19 protein-coding genes are annotated in these 20,450 nt (G+C 54.3%); 5 read left to right on the forward strand and 14 right to left on the reverse strand.

Going from position 1 to position 20,450, the window contains the following annotated elements; all coding sequences use genetic code 11:
• Positions 1-110: 110 nt before the first annotated feature.
• The 5 genes from H7848_RS08340 to H7848_RS08360 are packed head-to-tail and all read right to left on the reverse strand — an operon-like array spanning position 111 to position 4,182.
• Entirely contained in the window at positions 111-902 is a 792-nt protein-coding gene (locus H7848_RS08340) for an ABC transporter permease (protein ID WP_208350012.1), read from the reverse strand.
• Positions 899-1,621, reverse strand: coding sequence for an ABC transporter ATP-binding protein (locus H7848_RS08345; protein ID WP_208350014.1), 723 nt, complete (start codon positions 1,619-1,621; stop codon positions 899-901). Before H7848_RS08345 ends, H7848_RS08340 begins: the two co-directional genes overlap by 4 nt.
• Positions 1,614-2,054 (reverse strand): hypothetical protein, encoded by a 441-nt coding sequence (locus tag H7848_RS08350; protein ID WP_208350017.1) that lies wholly within the window; start codon positions 2,052-2,054, stop codon positions 1,614-1,616. Before H7848_RS08350 ends, H7848_RS08345 begins: the two co-directional genes overlap by 8 nt.
• The gene (locus H7848_RS08355) at positions 2,051-3,022 is read right to left on the reverse strand and encodes a YVTN family beta-propeller repeat protein (protein WP_208350019.1); all 972 of its coding nucleotides are present in this window, start codon (positions 3,020-3,022) and stop codon (positions 2,051-2,053) included. The genes H7848_RS08350 and H7848_RS08355 overlap by 4 nt, the downstream gene beginning before the upstream one ends.
• Positions 3,019-4,182, reverse strand: a complete 1,164-nt coding sequence (locus H7848_RS08360; protein ID WP_208350021.1) for an ABC transporter substrate-binding protein — start codon at positions 4,180-4,182, stop codon at positions 3,019-3,021. The genes H7848_RS08355 and H7848_RS08360 overlap by 4 nt, the downstream gene beginning before the upstream one ends.
• 144 nt (positions 4,183-4,326) lie before the next feature.
• Here H7848_RS08360 and pedF point away from each other — a divergent pair, with 144 nt between their 5' ends.
• Both pedF and H7848_RS08370 read left to right on the forward strand, forming a co-directional pair.
• Positions 4,327-5,022: a cytochrome c-550 PedF gene (gene pedF / locus H7848_RS08365; protein ID WP_237072657.1), complete on the forward strand. Its 696-nt coding sequence runs from the start codon at positions 4,327-4,329 to the stop codon at positions 5,020-5,022.
• Positions 5,023-5,026: 4 nt separating this feature from the next.
• A complete protein-coding gene (locus tag H7848_RS08370; RefSeq protein WP_208350024.1) occupies positions 5,027-5,926 on the forward strand; it encodes a substrate-binding periplasmic protein in 900 nt (299 codons plus the stop codon).
• Here H7848_RS08370 and H7848_RS08375 read toward each other — a convergent pair.
• Together H7848_RS08375 and H7848_RS08380 are read right to left on the reverse strand one after the other, a co-directional pair.
• Entirely contained in the window at positions 5,901-6,797 is an 897-nt protein-coding gene (locus tag H7848_RS08375) for an FAD:protein FMN transferase (protein ID WP_208350029.1), read from the reverse strand. The genes H7848_RS08370 and H7848_RS08375 overlap by 26 nt on opposite strands.
• Positions 6,794-8,824: a 4Fe-4S binding protein gene (locus tag H7848_RS08380; RefSeq protein WP_237072658.1), complete on the reverse strand. Its 2,031-nt coding sequence runs from the start codon at positions 8,822-8,824 to the stop codon at positions 6,794-6,796. Before H7848_RS08380 ends, H7848_RS08375 begins: the two co-directional genes overlap by 4 nt.
• Before the next feature lie 148 nt (positions 8,825-8,972).
• On the opposite strand from H7848_RS08380, the gene H7848_RS08385 reads away from it, so the two are divergent.
• Complete coding sequence (locus H7848_RS08385) at positions 8,973-9,743, forward strand: ABC transporter permease (protein ID WP_208350030.1); 771 nt, start codon at positions 8,973-8,975, stop codon at positions 9,741-9,743.
• A gap of 10 nt (positions 9,744-9,753) precedes the next feature.
• Here the strand turns inward: H7848_RS08385 and H7848_RS08390 are convergent, their stop codons facing one another.
• The 4 genes from H7848_RS08390 to H7848_RS08405 form a co-directional block, all read right to left on the reverse strand.
• Entirely contained in the window at positions 9,754-10,023 is a 270-nt protein-coding gene (locus H7848_RS08390) for a hypothetical protein (RefSeq protein WP_237072659.1), read from the reverse strand.
• A 157-nt stretch (positions 10,024-10,180) separates the two neighbouring features.
• The gene (locus tag H7848_RS08395) at positions 10,181-12,535 is read right to left on the reverse strand and encodes a TRAP transporter large permease (RefSeq protein ID WP_208350044.1); all 2,355 of its coding nucleotides are present in this window, start codon (positions 12,533-12,535) and stop codon (positions 10,181-10,183) included.
• A 15-nt stretch (positions 12,536-12,550) separates the two neighbouring features.
• Positions 12,551-13,546, reverse strand: coding sequence for a TRAP transporter small permease subunit (locus H7848_RS08400; protein WP_208350047.1), 996 nt, complete (start codon positions 13,544-13,546; stop codon positions 12,551-12,553).
• A gap of 88 nt (positions 13,547-13,634) precedes the next feature.
• Positions 13,635-14,717: a TRAP transporter substrate-binding protein gene (locus tag H7848_RS08405; protein WP_208350051.1), complete on the reverse strand. Its 1,083-nt coding sequence runs from the start codon at positions 14,715-14,717 to the stop codon at positions 13,635-13,637.
• 243 nt (positions 14,718-14,960) lie between these two features.
• On the opposite strand from H7848_RS08405, the gene H7848_RS08410 reads away from it, so the two are divergent.
• Both H7848_RS08410 and H7848_RS08415 read left to right on the forward strand, forming a co-directional pair.
• Positions 14,961-16,364 carry a cache domain-containing protein gene (locus H7848_RS08410; protein WP_208350055.1) on the forward strand — a complete coding sequence of 468 codons (1,404 nt, stop codon included), beginning with the start codon at positions 14,961-14,963 and terminating at the stop codon, positions 16,362-16,364.
• A complete protein-coding gene (locus tag H7848_RS08415) occupies positions 16,361-17,002 on the forward strand; it encodes a response regulator transcription factor (RefSeq protein WP_208350057.1) in 642 nt (213 codons plus the stop codon). Before H7848_RS08410 ends, H7848_RS08415 begins: the two co-directional genes overlap by 4 nt.
• Here H7848_RS08415 and H7848_RS08420 read toward each other — a convergent pair whose 3' ends face one another.
• From H7848_RS08420 to H7848_RS08430, 3 genes are read right to left on the reverse strand one after another with little or no spacing between them, the layout of a single operon-like run.
• Positions 17,003-18,007: a substrate-binding domain-containing protein gene (locus H7848_RS08420; protein ID WP_208350060.1), complete on the reverse strand. Its 1,005-nt coding sequence runs from the start codon at positions 18,005-18,007 to the stop codon at positions 17,003-17,005. It abuts the gene before it with no gap.
• 32 nt (positions 18,008-18,039) lie between these two features.
• Positions 18,040-19,617 (reverse strand): FGGY-family carbohydrate kinase, encoded by a 1,578-nt coding sequence (locus H7848_RS08425; protein WP_208350061.1) that lies wholly within the window; start codon positions 19,615-19,617, stop codon positions 18,040-18,042.
• Between the two features lie 11 nt (positions 19,618-19,628).
• Positions 19,629-20,441: a sugar phosphate isomerase/epimerase family protein gene (locus H7848_RS08430; RefSeq protein ID WP_237072660.1), complete on the reverse strand. Its 813-nt coding sequence runs from the start codon at positions 20,439-20,441 to the stop codon at positions 19,629-19,631.
• Positions 20,442-20,450 lie beyond the last annotated feature (9 nt).

Below are 20,450 nucleotides of genomic sequence, written 5' to 3' on the forward strand. Positions count from 1 at the left end.
GATGTCTCCTTTCGGTGCAGTCTAACAGAAGTTACATAATCTGACAGTCTGCCAATGGTCGTAAGAACCAGCCGCCTCGGGCGAGAGCATTTAAGGAACAATAAACCCGTTTAACCTTTTCGACGGATCAGACTACGCGCCGGATCATACCCCCACAGGGCGAGTGCCATGAAGAGCGCTGTTGCAAGCAGCGTCCAGATCAAAGCAGTCAGGTTGAACTGCCCATAAAGCGCAAAGCGGACCAGTTCAACAGCATGGGTAAACGGGTTCACCGAACAAATCTGATACAACAGAACCGAGCTTTCCTGCATCTTCCAAAGCGGATAAAGCGCCGATGACAGGAAAAACATCGGAAAGATGACAAAGTTCATCACACCCGCGAAATTCTCCAACTGCTTGATAAAGCTGGACAGTGCCAGACCCAAAGCACCTAACATCAAACCCGCAATCAACAGCGCTGGAAAGACATAGATATAGCCAAGTGGGTCAAAGGTGATGTCAAACAGCCAGGCGATGAACAGGAAAGTATAAACCTGCAGGATCGAAATCATCGTGGCCCCAAGCAGTTTGCAGGTCAGCAGCCACCACCGGGGCAAGGGCGCCGTCAGCAAAAGCCGCATGGAACCCATTTCACGGTCATAAACCAAGCTGAGTGAGCTTTGCATGCCATTGAACAGCATGATCATGCCGCACAGACCGGGGACGATGTAAATCTCGTACGTGATATAGGTCTGATAGGGCGGTGTGATGGACAGCCCCAATGCCGCGCGAAAGCCGACTGCAAAGACCAGAAGCCACACCAGCGGACGGACAAGTGCCGCAACAAACCTTTCGCGTTGATGGATGAACCGCAGCGCTTCGCGTTTCACGATGGCGATTAGGGCGATTAGAAAATGGCTCATGCAGGTTGGCCTGTCAGCTGCAGAAAACGGGTCTCAAGCGGGCTGCCTTGCGCGATTTCATCAGCCTGCCCATCGACCAGAACCCGGCCCCGATGCAGGATCACAACCTGATCGGGCGATGTGATCTCATCCGTTAGATGCGTCGCCCAAAGCACTGTTATGCCATCCTGATCGGCCAGTTCATGGACATGATCCGTGATGGCCCGACGTGTCGCCGCATCAAGTCCAACCGTTGGTTCGTCCAGTAACAGGATACCGGGGGCATGCAGCAATGCGCGTGCGATTTCAGTTCGGCGTTTGTGCCCGCCGTTCAGTGTACGCGCCTTTTCATCAGCACGATCGGACAATTGAAGACGGTCCAGAACAGCATCGATACGAACGGTACAATCGCGGCCCGATATTCCGTGCAGCGCTGCAAAATACCGCAAGTTCTGACGGATCGTCAGATCCAGGTCCAACGTCGTTTGCTGAAAGACCACCCCCATTTTGGCAAGGGCCGCACGGGGTGTCTTGGCCAGATCATCACCACCGATCAGAATCTGGCCTGTCGGGGTCGTAAATAGCCGCGTCAGCAGCGAAAACAGAGTCGACTTGCCAGCGCCGTTTGGTCCAAGCAGCGCGCAGAATGTGCCAGGCGCAACAAAGAAAGATACATCGTCCAGGGCCAGCTTACGTCCAAAGGAAAAGCTGAGGCTCTGAACCGAAAGACCGTTATTCAATTGTGATTTCAAGGCGTTGCGTTTCACCGGTTGAGCCAGGTATCTTCATGTAATAGCGGCCGGGCTTGATGGCCAGAAAGCCGATCTCCATCTCGCCGGCTTCGTCAAATTCGATGGAATCCAGACCAAGCGGGCGGATTTCCAACCCTTCCACGACGATCTCATCTATCCAGATCGCGCGAAAAAACTCAGGTCCAATCAAGGCCAATTCCTGGCTGCCGTCGCCTTGGATCTCGAATTCATAATATGTCCCGGATTTCAGGACCCAAGGGGCCGAGGTCAGCGGCATACCCGCACTCAGTTGAACCGGCTCAAGATCCTCTTTGTTTTTTGCCGACAAAATACCTGCCAATCCGAAGCCAGCATCATCTGCAAAGGCGGTAAACGGCAAAGCCAAAGCCAGCATAAGTGACAGAACGTATTTCATCATCATCCCCCTGATTGATCTGTTGGTCGGAAAGCCGCCCCCCAAGGGAAACGACCCACCTTGATTGTTTTCACCGGTTTGCGGCTGGCCACGTCAATGACTGTGACATCGCCCGACACACCATTCGTTGTGAAAAGCTGCGACCGGTCAGCGTTGAAATCCATATGCCAGACACGACGACCGACCAGGATATAGTCCTCAACTTCGTAGGTTTCGGCGTTCACAACGGCCACATGGTTTGACGGGCCAAGTGCGACAAAGGCATGCGTATCGCCGGTCGTGAACTCAAAACCAACCGGCTGAACACGGTCAGGATGCACGCCGGTGACCTCAAAATCGATCTTTGCGATTTCGGACTGATCCGCGACACTGAACACCGTAATTGTGCCACCGATTTCCGAACTGACCCAAAGTTCGCTGCCCTCTTTGGCGAATTCGGCGTGTCTGGGACGGCTGTCGACAAGCGTATTGGCAAAAAGCTGTTGTGTGCTGGTATCGATCCAATGGGCCATGTTTGTCGTTTCAGATGTCGTGATGGCGATTTTGCCGTCGGGTGACACGGCCATGCCTTCGGGTTCGATGCCCACATCGATTTGGGCGACAACCTTGCGGGTTTCAGTATCGACGACGGTTGTGATCGCATCATCTTCATTAGCGATGTAAAGGTGCCTGTTGTCAGGGTGCAGAACGAACTGTTCAGGGTCTTCGCCCGAGGGCAGTTCAAACAGAATTTCCCCGGTGTTCGGGTCCATGACCTGAACGGTATCACTGTCGGACGCACAGATATAAAGACGGCTGTAGTCCTTGGAAAAGGTGATGCCGCGGGGCCGTTCGCCCGTCGGATAGGTCTTGATCACCTCAAGGGTTTCAACATCGATCACGCTGATCGTGTCATCCTTTTCGTTCGACACCCAGATTTCGTCGGCAAAAACAGGACTTGCTGTCAGGGTTAATGCAACCATCAGACGTATCATTGGGCAAACTCCGTGCAATTGCTTTCAGGTTCATCAAGGCCAAGTGTGTCCAACTCGGTCCGTTGGTGTAGGAAGCCTTCCAACGGGGCTTGGGCGACCAGAGCACGCGGATGAACCAATGGGATCGGTTGGCGTAGTTGACCGTTCCATGCGCGAAATGTCAGCGGACGCCCCTTGAAACCTGCCAATTCAAATTGATCAGACAGCATGTAGCTGCGTAACGTCGCCGCATCGGCGCTGTTGGTTCGAGTGACAGCTTCACCCAAGGCGCGGACGGCGGCCCAAGCTGCATAATCTTTCGGTGCCATATCGCGCCCGAATTCATCGGTGAACCGGTTTTGCAATTGCACCGCACCCCATTGTTCAACAACAGGTGCCCATGTTGCAGCCGCCAGCCCTTCGGACCCGACTATCGGACGGGCCTGCCAGGTGTTGTAAAGGATGTAGCGCCCGAAATCCCCCAACTCATCCGCAACGATCAAAGCATCGTAATCGCCAAATTCCTGAGTGAACAAGGGAACCTCTTGCGCTGCATTACGACGCATGTCAGCATCAAAGGCCCATGTTTTCTGTGCACCCAATTCAAGCCCGAATTTCTGCAAAGATCGCTGCATGGCGTTGGCATAGGCTACATCGTCGGCGTGTGTTCCGGCGATCATCACCAGATCGTCCCATCGTTTTGTGACAAAAAACTGCGCCAAGGCATCGGTCCGCATAGCCATTGACGAGACGGTGTGCAGAACATTTGCCCGGCAGTCGTCACTGCGCAACGCGGCATCCGGTGCAGCGACATTCAGCAAGATTGCACCGTTTGCCTGTGGCAGATCAGCGATTGCCGTCAGCGCCTCAGCAGGTCCGTCGATCAAGACGAAAGCCGTTTCTGAAAGCGCTTGTTGCGCGGCAGCGATCGGATCATCCCCATCTGCAACACGGGCCAGTTCCAACGTATAGTTATGCCCCAGAAAACGACCCGTAGTGATGTTGTCTTGCAGACCAACCTGCGCGCCATCAACCCCCAAAGACTCCGGCAAAGGATCAAGGTTTGACAAAGTGGGCGGGCGCGGCTGTTCAATCAGCAGATAGCGAATGTCCAACGTCAGCTCGGCCATGGCGGTGCTGGCGCTTAACCAACCGGCAAGCATTGCGTAGATCAAACGCATCGAAATCCTCCCACCTTGGTACGCTACACGGTAGAAGGGAAAAGGCGCAGTCCGACTTTGGTCTAAATTGAAACCAAAGTCCAATACCACTCCAAAATTCAGGCCGCTAGAAAAGGAAAAAGTTCAGGCACAGGGGATCACGCGATGACACTTGGAATGAAAATGACATGGGGCGCCAGCGCTGCAATCTGTCTGGCCGCAACGATGGCATTGGGTCATGGCGATGTTGCACCGCAAGCCGTTGACACCAGCGGGCTACCTGAGCTTGGCGAAGAATGGTTGATCGAAAACCCCTATCGCGCGGAAACGGCCGGGCAGGATGTCTGGGCCCGCGCGGTCGAGATCGGCGCATCTGGATACAACCAGAACTGCGCGCGCTGCCATGGGCTAGAGGTGGTGTCCGGCGGGCTGGCGCCCGATCTGCGGTTTCTTGAGGCCGAAGAATATGGCGATGAATGGTATGCCGAACGGTTCCAGACAGGATATACTCAGAACGGGATCACGAAGATGCCTGCTTTTGGGGAACTATTGGGGCAGGAAGCTGCTTGGGCGATCCGCACCTATATCGAAACTCGTCCCGACGATGCCGCCATGGAAGAGGCCAGTGAGACATTGAAGGGCCTGCGGGATCAGTTGGCCGGTTTGGCAAATGGTGCCGATGGGGATGGTGAGGCTATTCAAGACCAATTGTTTGAAATCGCAGTCGAAATCGAAACCCTGTCAGGCGCACCCGTCGCAGACAGCGTGGCGTATCGTGCGGCCAACCTGTTGGAAAAGCGCCCCGATGCCTATAAGGAAGCGGCCGAAATTCTGACCATTGGTCTGTCTGCTGCGAACTAAGCCCATGAAAAGGCGCATTTTCTATGGCGCTTTACTGGCCAGCCTTTGGGCGGGCCAAACTGTTTTGGCCAATGACCCCTGTGCCGACCATATACCCCAGGCAAAGCCACAAAACGCGTCCCGCGATATCGTCGGGCAGGAACTGGATCAGATCGTTGATCAGGGCCATATGCTGTTTGCGGTTTACGAAGACTTTCCGCCCTATTCGTGGGAAGAAGCGGGCCAGCCCCGCGGTGTCGATATTGAAATCGCCCGGCTGATCGCAGACTACATAGGGGTCGAGGCCCGGTTTAACTTTGTGGATGCGAGCGAAACGCTGGAAGCTGACCTGCGCAACAACATCTGGAAGGGTCCAATTATCGGTGGCCGTGTGTCGAATGTAATGATGCGTGTGCCTTACGATTCCGCCTTTGCATGCCGGGTTGAGCAGGTGGTTTTCACAGGTCAATACGCGGCCGAAAGCATCGCTATTGCGTATCGCAAGGATCAGTATCCAGATGAAAAGCCCGTGCCTGCCTACTTTCGCTATGACACGGTTGCGGTTGAAAATGACTCGATTTCCGATTTCTATCTTAGCTCATTTGCTGGTGGGCAGATGCGATCGAACGTCCAGCACTACACCACGATGGCCGATGCGATGGCCGCCCTTGCCAATTCCGAAAGCATGGCCGCCATGGGTCCGCTGGCGCAACTGGAACATGCGGGCACGGAGGATATCGGTATTCATCAACCCCCACTGCCCGGCTTCGCAGTTGGTAAATGGACCCTAGGCGTTGCTGTGAATTTCCGCTATCGGCCGCTGTCCTATACCGTTGACGATGCGATTTATGCTGCGCTGCAAGATGGCCGGATTGAGCAGATCTACAAGGATTACGGGCTTAGTTTTCAACCGCCTGAGCGGTAATGGTCTGCACATCACCATTTTGATCAACCAGAATAACGCGACTGATCTGGGGCAACCGCGCCATAATGCGCCGGATCTGCGGTTTGCTGGCCAAAACCATCGCCGTTGAAACACCATCCGCCACAACGGCGTCGCGCGCCATAACTGACACAGTGGACCAACGCGGTTGCGCCAAGGGATGCATAATATGCGCGCGACCGTTGATCAGCGTAGCCCTTGGACTGGATGTTGCAACAGCCTGATCCATCAATGTGATCTGTCCCAGAACCCCATGATCGGGATCCTCAAGGCCAAGCCGAAACGCACCACCGATGGCCGCATGTTCACCAATATTCACCAAGGTTTGCTGAACGCCGTGCGCGCGCAGCAGGTCACAAACCGCATCCGTCGCAAAACCCTGTGCGATGCCATTAAAACTGATGCTTTGCCGCTTGGCCAAAAACAGATCGCGCTGCTGGCGGTTTCGTCTTGCCCAACCCAAATCGCCCGTCACATCATTGGGTGGGCGACCATCGGCAACGGCCTGCCACAGCATCTGAACGGTCGGGTCGAAAAGGCCTTCGGTCGCCTGATGCAGATGATCCACCTGATCTAACAACGTCAGCCATTCGTCGGGCATATCGCGCAAAAAGCCGGTCTGATTAAGCCTGACCAGCCAGGAATTCTGGTCATACAAACTGAACAACATCTCAATGTGGCGTAGTTTTTGCTCAATCTGACGTGTCAAATCGACGGCATCGCTGTGGGGCATATCCAGGATCAATTCGACATCCGTTCCCAAGGCAAAACACCGCCAGCGATGTGCATGTGTCAGGGACGGTGTCACCGTAACCGACGCCGCAATCATCAGAAATCGACGTCGTGATATCATCGGGCCGCCACCCCGCGGGTCTTTTTGCGCCTAGCCAGGATCAGCGGCACGCATTGTTCGGCATCGTCGTGGATCTTCACACAGTCCAGGCAACCAAAGCATTCAGAATACTGCACCTTGCCTGACTTTTCGATGGCCTGATAGGCGCATTTCACCTTGCATAGCTGGCATGGCGTTCCGCATTCCTGCCGCCGTTCAATCCAATTGCGCCTACGGATCAAACCCCCGATCGCCATCAAAGCGCCCAACGGGCAGACGTATCGGCAAAAGCCTTTGAACAGGACCATAGACAAAACCAGCCAAAAGACCGCATAGACAACATAGTACCATTCGCGGATGAAAAAGGTCGTTATGGCGGTTTTGAAGGGCTCGACCTCGGTCGCTTTATCAACGTGATCGGGCGCAATGAAAACCACCAGAACCAGGGATAGCAAGACAACATACTTGAGCCATTTCAGACACGCATCCCAATCGCGTGACGGTTCGATCTGTGGCAAGCGGACCATGCGCCCGATATAGCTGGCAAATTCCTGCAACGCGCCAAAAGGGCAAAGCCATCCGCAGAACAGCGCACGTCCCCATAGGAAAAAGCCGATGATAGCCGCGAACCAGATCAACAATGAAAACGGATCATATAGCAAAAAGCTGTAACTGCCGCCGTCGACCGCGGTGCGAAGCGTGGCCAATGGCGTGACAATAGACAACTGGCCCTGCCCCCACCAACCGACGAAACCGGTCATAAATGCCAGAATGGTTAACCTTATGGCGGTGAAGTTTGGATGCGCCGCCAAGGCATTCATTCCGAAGGCAAGTATTCCCACCAGCCCGGCCAGAAAAACGGCCAGAGTAATCAGATCAGACGACCGCGCGCGCAATGCCTCTAACCAGGGCGGCGCGGGTTGAATCACCTCGGGTCTGGTGAAAAAGCGATCATCTGTGACATGCGTTGCTGAAAGCGTCACCGAACCGATGTCAGGGTGGAACATCCCATGTTCGCGCACGGCCTGAACTTTCAGCGTCCATTCAGTTGCGGGGTCGAAACCCAGCCTGCGATCCGTTCGTAAAATCAGCGCGACCCCATCATGCAGTTCAATCGGCAGGTCATCTGACAACTCGACAAAAAGGTCGCTGTCACGCAACGCGATCGGGAAGCCGTTTTGTTCAGCACTGATCCAATCGGGCGCAGTGTTTCGGACAAAGTCGTCAGACACCAGCCCATGGCGTGCCGTTTCAATGACCAGGATCGGTTCATCATCGCCCGAGATTTCAAGGAACCGTTGCAGATCATCATAGCTGTCGCCATCCAGAACGGCGCGCGCAATCGCGGGTGGGCCCAGATCGACAATCCACAGGTCAAGATATTCCGCGTCAGGCTCGGTCAATGCAATCGGATCATCATCTGCCCAGACCGTTCCGGAAAATTCCGCCTGGACCTCGCTGTTCAGAACAGTCTTGCGGGTCACAAGCCCCTGCTGAATAAGGTCATCCCATGTCAGGTCTTCCTCATACGCTTTATTCGGAAAAGCCGGTGCGCTGACGGCGACACCGCCCATCTTTTCCCGCGCGACCTGCAGGGCCGCAGCCAGAACGCTTTCATGGGCGATCCGAACGCTGGCGGTCGCCTTGGTGACGCCATCAAGATAAATCAAAGCACTGCTATCTGAACCCGACCCATAGGGCGATCCGACAACCAGAGTGTCAGAAATCGAATGGCCCCGATATTGTTCGAAAAATTTATGAAAAGGTGCCGGACCCAACCCGGATACGAAAATAGGTTCATTGTGTGAAATCAGTCTGACATCCAGAAAGCGCCCCTCCAGATCCAGCACGACCAACACATTTACCGGCGCGCCGGAAAAACCCGGCAAGGGCGCCATTGGTTCTGTTTCAAAGACATAGCCTGCGTGGGCACCGCCGGAATTCAGCAGTTCATAGACACCCTTATCATTGACAGCGGCACCCAGCTCCATCGGTGGAGCGACAAATCCGGCGATAACATCGCGATCAAGCGGTTCAGCAACAGCCATACCGCCCGCGCAGATCAGTAACGCGGCAAACCAGCAAAATATGCTGCGCAAACCCTTCATGTTGAAACGATAAGGGGGTGTCAAATTCGGCTCTATGGGACAATAGTATCACTGGTATGTCGGCAACCCTGTAGCAATCATAAACACCATGAAGCATAGAAAACGTACGGACCAGATGCATCCGGTGATCTTTGCGACCTCGATCTTTGCACTGATCGCTCTTTGGCAAGTTGCAGCAATCTTGACAGCGGATCCCAGTATCATGCCGTCGCCTTTAGCTGTTTTGCAGATTTTTCAGGCCGAGGCGCTGAGTGGTGAACTTTGGGTCCACCTGATTGCGACACTGACCCGCGTTCTTATCGCGTTTTCGCTGGCGATGATCGCGGGCTGTCTGATTGGAATTGCCCTTGGCCTAAGCCACAAGGCCAATCTGTGGTTTGGACCCTGGATCGTGGTTTTTCAGAACATTCCAGCGCTTGTCGTCATAGTGCTATGCTATTTGTGGATCGGTCTAAACGAAACGGCTGCTATTTTGGCAGTCGCTGTAAATAAGACAGCTATGGTGGCCGTGACGCTGCGCGAAGGCGTACAGACCCTTGACCGCAAGATCGAAGACATGGCGCAGAATTTCAAACTGAGCAGGCGCGCCTGGGTTCGCCATATTCTGCTGCCGCAACTTACACCGTTTATTGCGGCCAGTACGCGAAACGGGCTGGCGATCATCTGGAAGATTGTTCTTGTCGTCGAATTTCTGGGCCGATCCAATGGCGTTGGCTTTCAGATACACCTATATTTCCAGCTCTTTGAAACCGGCTATGTACTGGCCTATGCGTTCAGCTTTATCACGATAATGCTGTTTATCGAATACGCGATTGTTCGATCATGGGAAAGAAAAGCAGTCCGATGGCGGCACGCATAAGCCCATAGATCTACTGAGCGACCGGTTCGCCCTCAATCACAATGTATCCCTTGGCCGCACTACCGTCGCATCGCGGGGTACCATCGCGGTTCAGCCGTGGCGTCATGTAACCTTCGAAGCCGTCGTCAATGTACCAGTGCTGACAGCCATCTGGATCAACCCAAAGCGCCGCAATACCATCGTTCAGGCGTCCGCCGTCAACACCCTGATCTGTCACGGTCGAGCGATCCGAAGAAACCTCACTACATGCAGCAAGCAGCGGAAGCGTCAGAAACAGCATTTTGCATGACTTAGACGAAGTAATCATTTCTACACCTGTGCTTGATCCGTATATTGGCCTTAGCAGACCAAAGGTTTTCAATCAATTAAAACCCATTTTGTTTATGAAATCGAAGCATTTCGGGGGATGATACCCCCGAAATGTCAGACGGCATGAGTCAGTTGCCGATCAGATTTGGAACAATTGTCACGATTTCAGGGAATAGAGCCAAAAGACCAAGCCCAAATACCTGTATCAGAACAAATGGGATAACGCCCTGATATATATGACCTGTGGTGACCTCTTTCGGGGCAACGCCCCTGAGGTAGAACAGCGCAAATCCGAATGGTGGCGTCAGGAAACTGGTCTGTAGGTTGACCGCAATCATGATCGTCACCCATTTCGGGTCCATCGTACCACCATAGATAACCGGGCCAACGATGGGGATCACGATGTAGATGATTTCCAGAAAATCCAGCACGAAGCCAAGGATGAACAGCACCAGCATCACGATCAGGAAGACTGTGAATTCGCTGTCAAAACTGCGTAGGAATTGTTGGATATAGTGTTCACCACCAAAGGAAATCACTACCAGGTTCAACAACTGTGACCCGATCAGAATGGTAAACACCATACTGGTCACTTTGGCCGTTTCGCGAACAACTGGTGTCAGAACACGGCCCGCAAATAGTGTCCAGCAGGCGTATAGAATACCGAAAATCGCAAACAGGTAGGCGCCGTAAGCCACCATGAAAGCAAGTCCGTTTTCGACACTGACATTTTCCTGATTGATCCGCAGGTCAAAATTCACCCCGACCAGGATCATGATGATGATCGCAAAGGTTGACATGATGATGATCTTGCCGGACCGGTTCTGATCGTGAAGCTTGCGATAGGCGGCCAACATAATGGCCCCACCGGCGCCCAGTGCCGCCGCAGGGGTAGGATTGGTAATGCCGCCAAGAATTGAGCCCAAAACAGCGACGATCAGGACAAGCGGCGGGAAAACCACCCGCAGCAGTTCATTCTGGCCCAGCATTTGCGTGGCATGCCAACAACCATAAAGCGTCAGAGCAAGTGGCAGTGCCATAACCAAGACTGTGGCGCCGGGCGATGTCAGCGGACCAATGAACAGAACGTCAAACAGCAACGCCAGTGCAACACCCGCGCCCCCGATAATCAGGGGCATTGCATCTGCAGTCGGGCGTACACCGCGGGCAGTTGTCAGCATCAGCGCCAGCAGCAGGAACCCGATTGCGATACCATCGCCAATCGGCGCGGCGTTCTGCACAAGTTCAGCCCGTGCCGCAACGCGCTCTTCCAGCGTCAGTTCACGACTTTGCTGAACACCGCCGGCGGCAACAATTGCAGCGGTTTCGGCAACGGCCTGATCCCAGGCTTCTTGCCCATGCAGATCAATCATTGCCTCCTGACACTGGGGCGATACATTCGTGCGCAAGCTGGCTGTCTGACCGGCATCGGTGAAGCTATCAACGATAATGACCTGATTGCCGATCAGGCCGACCTGACCCATTAACAGCACACCGCCGATCAGGCCAACCGGGGCCGCGACGAACCAGCCAAGTGCCTCGTTCCGAGTAATAACTTCGGAATTTGCAGCACCCATTTCGACCGCAGGGGCTTTGGATGGATTGAACAACGCATAGCTGAAGGCATAAAGCCCGTAGAGGAATGCCAGCATAATACCTGGCAAAAGTGCCGCCTGGAAAAGTGTACCCACGGAAACGACCGCAGGCTCGCCCAGATAGGTCAACGCGTCAGAGCATCCGACAAGCTGCGCGCGCTCTTCCTGGGCGGCCGAATAAAGATCCCCGGCCAGCGTACCCAGCAGAACAATCACGATCGAGGGCGGAATGATCTGCCCAAGCGTCCCCGAGGCCGCGATAACCCCCGTGGCCAACTGAGGTGAATAGTTGTTTCGCAGCATTGTCGGCAAGCTCAGTAGCCCCATTGTGACCACCGTCGCACCAACGATGCCGGTCGATGCCGCCAGAAATGCGCCAACAACGACAACCGATACCGCCAGACCACCGGGCAGCGGGCCAAAGACGCGGGCCATGGTCTGCAATAGATCATCGGCGATTTTGGATCGCTCTAGCGTGATGCCCATGAGGACAAACATCAAAACCGCCAGAAGTGTTTCGATGGACTGCCCCGCCAGAACCCGTTCGTTCATACGCAACGGGAAGCCAGAGATCGTCTTTCTAAGGGCGTCTTCAACGCCGCCAACAAAAACCGGCTCTTCTATCCTTGGTAACTCCGGGTATCGGAATATTGATACCGCATCCCTGGGCACACCTTGCGCCAATAATTCGGCGTATTGCGCGGAATTCGTATCAATGGCCTGGTGTATCAACAGGCCCGAGCTATCCAGTGCGGCAATAATCGCAAAGGAAATAACCGCTGACCCGCCGATTGAAAACGCCACCGGAAAGCCCGACAGAATACCGGCAAACAGGCACAGGAAAACAATGATCAGGCCAATTTCTACGCCATCAAGTCCGAAAAGCATGTCTGTCCCTGCCCCTTAGTGAATATTCGCCGCGAGTTCAGCCTCGGGGTCGCCCAGTTTATCTTTATCAAGGTGCTTGCCTTCGCTGGCGGGGCCTTCCTTGAACTCAAGGTAAGACCGGTAGAAAAAGGCGATTGCCTGCAGAAAGATCATCGCGGCAAAAGTGACCAAAAGCACTTTGAAGATGAAATACCCCGTGAAGCCATTCGGCGAAAAGCCGATGGTTTCGACATTCCAGCGCAGTGCCCGGGCACGGTTCAGCAATACGTCCAGATCATAGTTCCAGGCCGCGACATTCGGTACGACCAGATGCCGCCACATGTAATACCAGCCATAAAGCCACGTCACGACGGCAACCGGCATCATGAACAAAAGGCTGCCCAGCATATCGATTACCCGTTTTTTGCGATAGCTGATCGCTGAATAAACCAGATCAACGCGTACATGGCCGCCTTGAACAAAGGTATAGGTACAGCAAAGCGCGACAACCAAGGCGTTATAAAGCTTTAGTTCTTCGGACCACCAGCTGATGTCAAAAGTAATCTGTTTACCAAATCCGATCGAAATTTCAGATGCCGCAAAGATCCTTTGCATAAACACAATGACGATCTGCTGGATCACCATGATCAGACCAGCCCAAGCAAAAAAGCGACCGACCCAGTTTGCAAAGAACTCAAGCCCGATCACACATCCCCACATGATCTTATTACGGATCACGCCAGCGATTGTGACAAGAAGAAAAATCGTAAAAACAACAAAGAAAAATTCAACCGAGCCGCCGTAGAATATAAAGCGCATCATGGATTGTTTGTCTTCCAGGGTGGTCAGACCGCCCATCCATGACAACCACGATCCTGGGTTCAGTACGGCGTATCCAAAGCTGTAAAAGGCTTCCAGGATATTGCCCGCGACCCACTGTATGGCACCAGAGTTCTGAAAACGTTCAAGGCAGCTGATCGTATCTTCCATACGGGCTGCGAAAAAGCCTGAGCAGGCGGTTTGCTCTTCCATGGGGCGCTCTCCGACGATTGGCCGATCAAGTACACGGCGAAAGCCCGCCCGAAAACCGGGCGGGTCAAGTCATTTGAGTAGAAGTCTGTTAGGCCAGAACGCGATCGCGCTGTGTACGATAGACGCCCTCGGACTGTGTCAACCAACCGGACGAAGAGCGCATGGACGCCATCGCGCTGTCGTAGATCTTGTCGTAAAGATCACCATCACGGTTTGCCTCCAGCGTTTCCATCGCAGCGGCACCCATCGCATCCCAGACGCTGTCAGGGAATTCCAGAACCTTGACACCACCCGACTGCAGGCGCTGCAAAGCAGAGCCATTGTTGGCCAGGAATTGGGCCAGGTTCCACTGGTGCGCCTCGGCTGCGGCAATCTCGATGATCTTCTGATGCGCAGGGCTTAGATCATCAAAGACTTCGCGGTTTGTGGCCAGCGAAAGGCCTGCACCGGGTTCATGGAAGCCAGCTGTGTAATAGAACTTGGTGATTTCCTGGAAACCGGCTTTTTCATCAGCCCATGGGCCGATCCACTCGGTTCCGTCAATCGCACCGGATGCCAGTGCCTGATACACCTCGGCACCGGGCAGGTTCTGAACCGATGCCCCCATGCGACCAAGGGCTTCACCACCCAGGCCAGGCATACGGAATTTCAGACCCTGGAAATCCTCTGGGCCGTTGATTTCCTTGCGATACCAACCACCAGCTTGTGCGCCTGTGTTGCCGGCCAGGAATGATTTCAGGTTGAATATCTCGCCCAGTTCATCATGCAGTTCCATACCACCGGCGTGATAGTACCAGTTTGCCAATTCCTGCGCCGTCATACCGAAGGGCACTGACGTAAAGAACGCATAACCAGGATGCTGACCCACAAAGTAGTAGTCGGCCGCGTGATACATATCGGCCTGACCCGAGCTAACAGCGTCGAAGACTTCGAATGCGCCAACCAGTTCACCGGCTGCCTTAACGTCGATGGTCAATTGGCCGTCTGACATGGCAGTGATGCTGTCGGCTGCGCGTTGCGCGGCATCAAACACACCAGCCAGGCCGCGACCCCAGCTTGTAACCAGTGTCAATGTGCGATTGCCCTGTGCATAAGCAGGTGCGGCAAGGGTGCTGGCCGCGGCGACTGTACCACCAACGGCGGATGTTCTTAGAAAAGAACGACGATCCATATGGTTATCCTCCCAAAACTTATGGATGCCCGCCTCGTTTCAGTCGGGCGGATCGTTGCAAGTGCAGTGAACCTAACGTCACTTGGCCCGTGAAGAAATACCTACTAATGCGTAGAGCGATAAATTTTGCGCCGAAAAGCCTGATTTTACTGCAGCAACACATTTCATGCGACACGCTGTGACACAGCAAAAGCTTTGCTTTACCGCGATTCTTTCGTATCGAATCATGTCATGCGTTTCAGGATGCCATCACTCCAGATCAGCTATAGCCAGAAAATCTTTCTTCTGGCGACCGTTCCGCTTGTATTAGCGGCCACCGCTATCGCGATACTTGTCGCTGTACAGTCCCGGCAATTGGCTGAGCGTGAGATCAAGGCCCTGGAAACACAATTGATCGAAGCCAAGCGCGCCGAACTGAAAAACTATATCTCAATCGCGCGCACGGCTTTTGTGAATACATACGGTCGTGCCGCCCCTGATGATCGTGCTGCTCAGACCGAGGTGATGCAAACACTGGCAGCCATGTTGTACGGTCAGGACGGCTATTTTTTCGTGTTTGATTATGATGGTACAAATCTGGTGTCGCCGCGGCAGACCTATCTGATCGGTCGCAATTGGAGCGGACTGGAAGACGTGAACGGCGTTCCGATCACAGACGAATTGATACGCCTTGCACGAACCGGCGGCGGATATCACAGTTTTGTCTGGCAAAAGCCATCAACGGGGGAAAACGCACCTTTTGTCACCTATGTCGCGGGCTTGCAAGATTGGCAGTGGGCGATTGGCACGGGGATATTCATCGACGATGTCCTGGACACCGTTGCAAACGCACGCGCCGATGTCGAAGCGCGGGTACGTCGTACTTTTGTTTCGATCATCGCAATCTCGGTCACGGCTTTGCTGATCGTTTTCATATCAGGACTGGTGATCAACGTGCGCGAACGGCGATTGGCAGACGCAAAATTGAAAGAGCTTACGCAGCGCATTTTTGACACGCAGGAAGAGGAACGCGGGCGCGTTGCACGCGAATTACACGACTCGATCAGCCAGATGCTGGTGGGTGTGAAATACGCGCTGGAACTGGCACGCAGGCGTGTGCAATCGGGTGACGTGCGCGCGTCCGACCATATGGACAAAGGTATCGACAGCCTGAACAGCGCCATCATCGAAGTGCGGCGGATCAGCCGCGACCTGCGTCCTGGCGTGCTGGATGATCTGGGGCTTGGACCGGCGCTGCAGGCATTGACCGATGACTTTAGCGCGCGCACCGGTATCGAAACGGAGTTCCAGACCGTTGTCTTCCGAAACCGACTGGATGAGGAAGCCCGCATCGCGCTTTACCGGATTGCGCAGGAAGCACTCACAAATATTGAACGGCATTCCGGCGCGACAGAGGTCAAGATGGATTTGAAGGGTCATAAGAAAGGCGCCACATTGCGGATTGCTGACAACGGTCGAGGTCTTGACCACAAAGGTGGCAATCAGGATGGACGGCGCGGCCTTGGTCTGCGCAATATGCAGGAACGGATCGAACAACTGAACGGCGCGCTTAGAATACTGTCGACCAAAAGTGGCACGGTGATTGAGGCCCAGGTGCCCCTTAGCCACATGTTGCCGCCAGAAGGAAAAACAAAGGTGCCTGCATGACAGCGATCAAAGTCGTCATCGTAGATGATCATCCCATGGTGGCCGAAGGAATTCAGGCCATTCTGGAAACCTATGACGATCTTGACGTCATCGCCACGCTGGTCAACGGGCAGGAAGCCATTGATCAGGTCGAAGCTCTGGCCCCCGATGTCATGCTGCTGGATCTGAATATGCCGGGTGTAAACGGTCTTTCAGCAACTGAAATCATATTGGAACGGCGCCCGGAAACGCGTATTCTGATCCTGTCAATGCATGACAGCCCCGAATACATATCATCCGCGCTTAGCCATGGGGCCAAGGGCTATGTTCTGAAGGATGTACCGACTGATGAAATCAAGACGGCCATCGATACAGTGATGCAAGGGCGGCAATATCTGTGCACCGGCGCGAAAGGATCGCTCAGCCCCAAGATCGCAGATGGGCGTGAGGCGTTGACAAACCGTGAACAGACAATCCTGCTGCAACTGGCGCAGGGTAAGTCGAACAAAGAGGTCGCCGCCGAACTGGATATTTCAGTACGCACCGTCGAAACGCATCGCAAAAATATCAAACGCAAACTGGGGATCAGCAGTACAGCAGGTCTGACGCGCTATGCGCTAGAACATGGTGTGCTGCAGGGCACCGGGCTGCCCTCGTAATCAATTCCTGCTGGTCGCCAACTGCAAGATAGGCGCAATTTCGATCAGCGCAGCATCTCTTTCCCGGTTGTCGTATAATTGGAAAAGGCATTCCATCATCTGGGGTACATTCTGCCGAACCATGTGAATGTTATGCGCCAGAACTTGCACGAACGGATCCCAATCAAAACAACCGATACTGACCACTGATCTTGAGACATCGGGTCTATCGCCCAGAAAACGAATGACGCCCTCAAGCGAAATCGTGGAATTCACGAACAGCCCACTGGGTAGTGTTCCGGTCTGATCAAACAAATCGGCCATCGCACGATAGGCCTTATCAGCAGCATAACCGCAGGTTTCGATCCGCGTTTCTATCTTGGCCTTGCTGGCATCGTTAAAGCCACGAAGTCTTTCCTTTGTGTTGTGGTCGGTGTGCCTGCCGCCAACGAACGCCAATTCCCCATGCACGTCCAAGTCTTCAAGATCGCGAATGATCTGGGCCGTCAGATGATAAGCACCTGTATAATTGTCCGAGATGACAGACGGCGCCTTCGTTCCAGGCAAATCAAGGTTCAGACTTGGAACGTCTTCTTCGGCGCAAAGATCGTGGATCTGATCAGGTGCCGTTGTGCCAGCGCAGACCAGATATTCAACACGATAGGACAACATGGCGCGGGCGGCCTCAGCCTCCAGCTCAGGATCACGACGCGTGCTGGTGATCACCGGCAGCAGCCCACGATCACGGGCCATCTGTTCAAAATGCTCGGCGATCGATCCGAAATAGCGGTTGTCATACATAGGCAGGATCATCCCGATGATCCCGGACCGATCCTTGCGCAGGGCACGTGCCTGCCTGTTCAGTGCATATCCCTGCTCATGTGCAAGTGTTTTGATAGAGCGCGCCAGTTTTTCGCTGATACGGCGCTTGCGCCAATTGCCGTTCAGAACACTGCTGACCGTACTGGGCGACGTCTTTGCCAGCCGGGCCAGGTCATAGATCGTTGGGCGTTTGTTCTGTCGCATCATGTTTCGCCAATCAGTATACGTGCGCGATATTATTGGGCGGCGGCGGTCTGCAAGGCTAGAAACCGATTATACCTTTCGTCGTGTGAACCACGATCTGAGTGCGGATAAACCACTGCACCATCCGACGACATATTTTCCATTGCATCAGGCACATCACGATAAAACCCGGATGCCGTTGCCGCCAACATCGCACTGCCCAGAAGCACAGGCTCGGGTGATGTGGGCAGAACCACCTGAACACCAGTTGCATCGGCAATCGCTTGTCGCACAAAAGGATGCGCGCCTGCACCACCACTGATGACGATTTCATCGACTTGTATGCCATTTACCGCCTGCGTCTCGATAATCTGGCGCAAGCCGTAACCAATACCCAAAAGACCAGCAGCATAGAGCGCGCGCAAACTCTCGATGTCTGTATCAGTCGATAGTCCGGCGATCACCGCACGAGCATGCGGATCGGCATGGGGGGAACGATTTCCGTTGAAGTCAGGTACAACTGTTAAATCCCCCGCGATAATCAGCGTATTGCGGTTTGTCGGCATCGTATCGGCAAGCCACTTTGCCACGGATTTCCCTGCGTCCTGTGCTTTTTGCTTTGCTTCCCTGTGACCGGGATGCAGATCAATCAGCCGCGCAATAGCCGCGCCTGCCGCTGACTGGCCGCCTTCGTTCAGCCAAAGCCCCGGCACCATCGCACTAAAGTAAGGCCCCCAGACACCCGGAACAAAAGCGGGTTCAATGGTCGATGTCATCGTGCAGGCCGAAGTACCAAAGACATATGCCATTCTGTCCGTGGCACGCCGCCCCCCGACGGTGCCGACACCGCCCGCATGGGCATCAATCAAGCCAATCGCAACGGGTGTTTCGGGGGTCAACCCCATATCGCCCGCAGCACTTTGACCAAGACCGCCGGGGATGGCACGGCCTGGCTCAAGCACACTGGAACCTATCCGCGCAAAGCTATCCACTGCCAGATCCCCCAGACCTAACTGTTCGAAGTACCCGGCATCCCATCGGCCTTCGTGCGCAAGATACGTCCATTTGCAAGTCACAGTACAGGTTGAGCGTGTCGTCTGACCCGTGGCGCGCCACGTCAGGTAATCAACAAGATCAAAAAAATGCGCGGCCTGTTGATAGCTGTTGGGTAGATTTTCTTTCAACCACAGCAGTTTTGGGGTCTGCATTTCAGGCGAGATACGCCCACCAACGTATTTCAGAACATCATGATCTTGATCGTTGATCCGCTCGGCCTGTTCGACGGCACGATGGTCCATCCAGACAATAACGTCCCGCGCGGGATCACCCGAACTGCTGATAGTGACAGGATCATCTCCAGGCCCGACGACCACCATGGAACAGGTTGCATCAAAACCAAGGCCGGCGACACGTTCAGCGGTGACGCCGGCTTTGTCCATCGCGGCGCGAACCGACGCGCAGACAGCGCGCCAGATATCTGCGCTGGACTGCTCTGCAATACCACCAGCCATCTGAAACAACTGAATATCGGATGAAGCATGGGACAGATATGTGCCCGTCTGATCAAACAATCCTGCACGCGCACTGCCAGTGCCGACATCAATACCAATGAATACAGGATCAGCCGACACCTCGTTCCCCCTTAAATCAGACGATACTGGCTGGCTTTGTTCCGCAGAAAGGGCAGACCTTTATCCATGACTTCCTGATGGCTTTCTGCGACGGGACGCCAGACCGACAGACCATAGGCAATCTCGGGCGGCATATTGATAAAGCTTTCCATGGCCAGACCACCCTTAAATTCTATGGCAGACAACGCCGCAAAAATCTCATCCCAGTCGCAACATCCCTCGCCCGGCGTGCCGCGATCACTTTCAGACAGATGAATATATCGAAGGTGTTCGCGCGCGTCCAAAATACCATTCGCTGCGCCTTTTTCTTCGATGTTCATATGATAGGTATCAAGATGGATAAAAATATTATCCGCTCCGATCCGTTCGATCATATCGCGGGCCTGCCAGCCGGTGTTGATCAGATGGTTTTCATAGCGATTGACGGGTTCTATCCCGAAACCAAGCCCCAAATCAGCCGCATAGCGCGCAGCCGCTTCAAGGGTCTTGGCGACATTTGACAGTTCTTGTTCGGTCGGCGGTTGCCCCGTGCGTTCGCCGATCCCGCCGTAAGTCACACCGCTTAGGGCCTCGGCCCCCATTTCCCTGGCCTTATCAAGGGCCAGTTTCAGATGATCGACTGCTCCGTCAGGGTTGACGGATGCCCAAACAGACTGCGGCAAACCAAGGGAACACACAGCCCGCAAGCCATGCTTTTCCAACAGGTCGCGCGTATGTTTCGCATCGACCGACGGCGCATCAAGCAGGGCTATTTCGATAAAATCCATGCCGTATTCAACAGCGCCCGCAACCGCTTTTTCGGCACCTTCCCGATCCCAGGTCATCGTCCACAT

Origin of the sequence: Pseudaestuariivita rosea (genome assembly GCF_017592335.1) — a bacterium.
Classification (GTDB): Bacteria; Pseudomonadota; Alphaproteobacteria; order Rhodobacterales; family Rhodobacteraceae; genus Parasulfitobacter; species Parasulfitobacter rosea.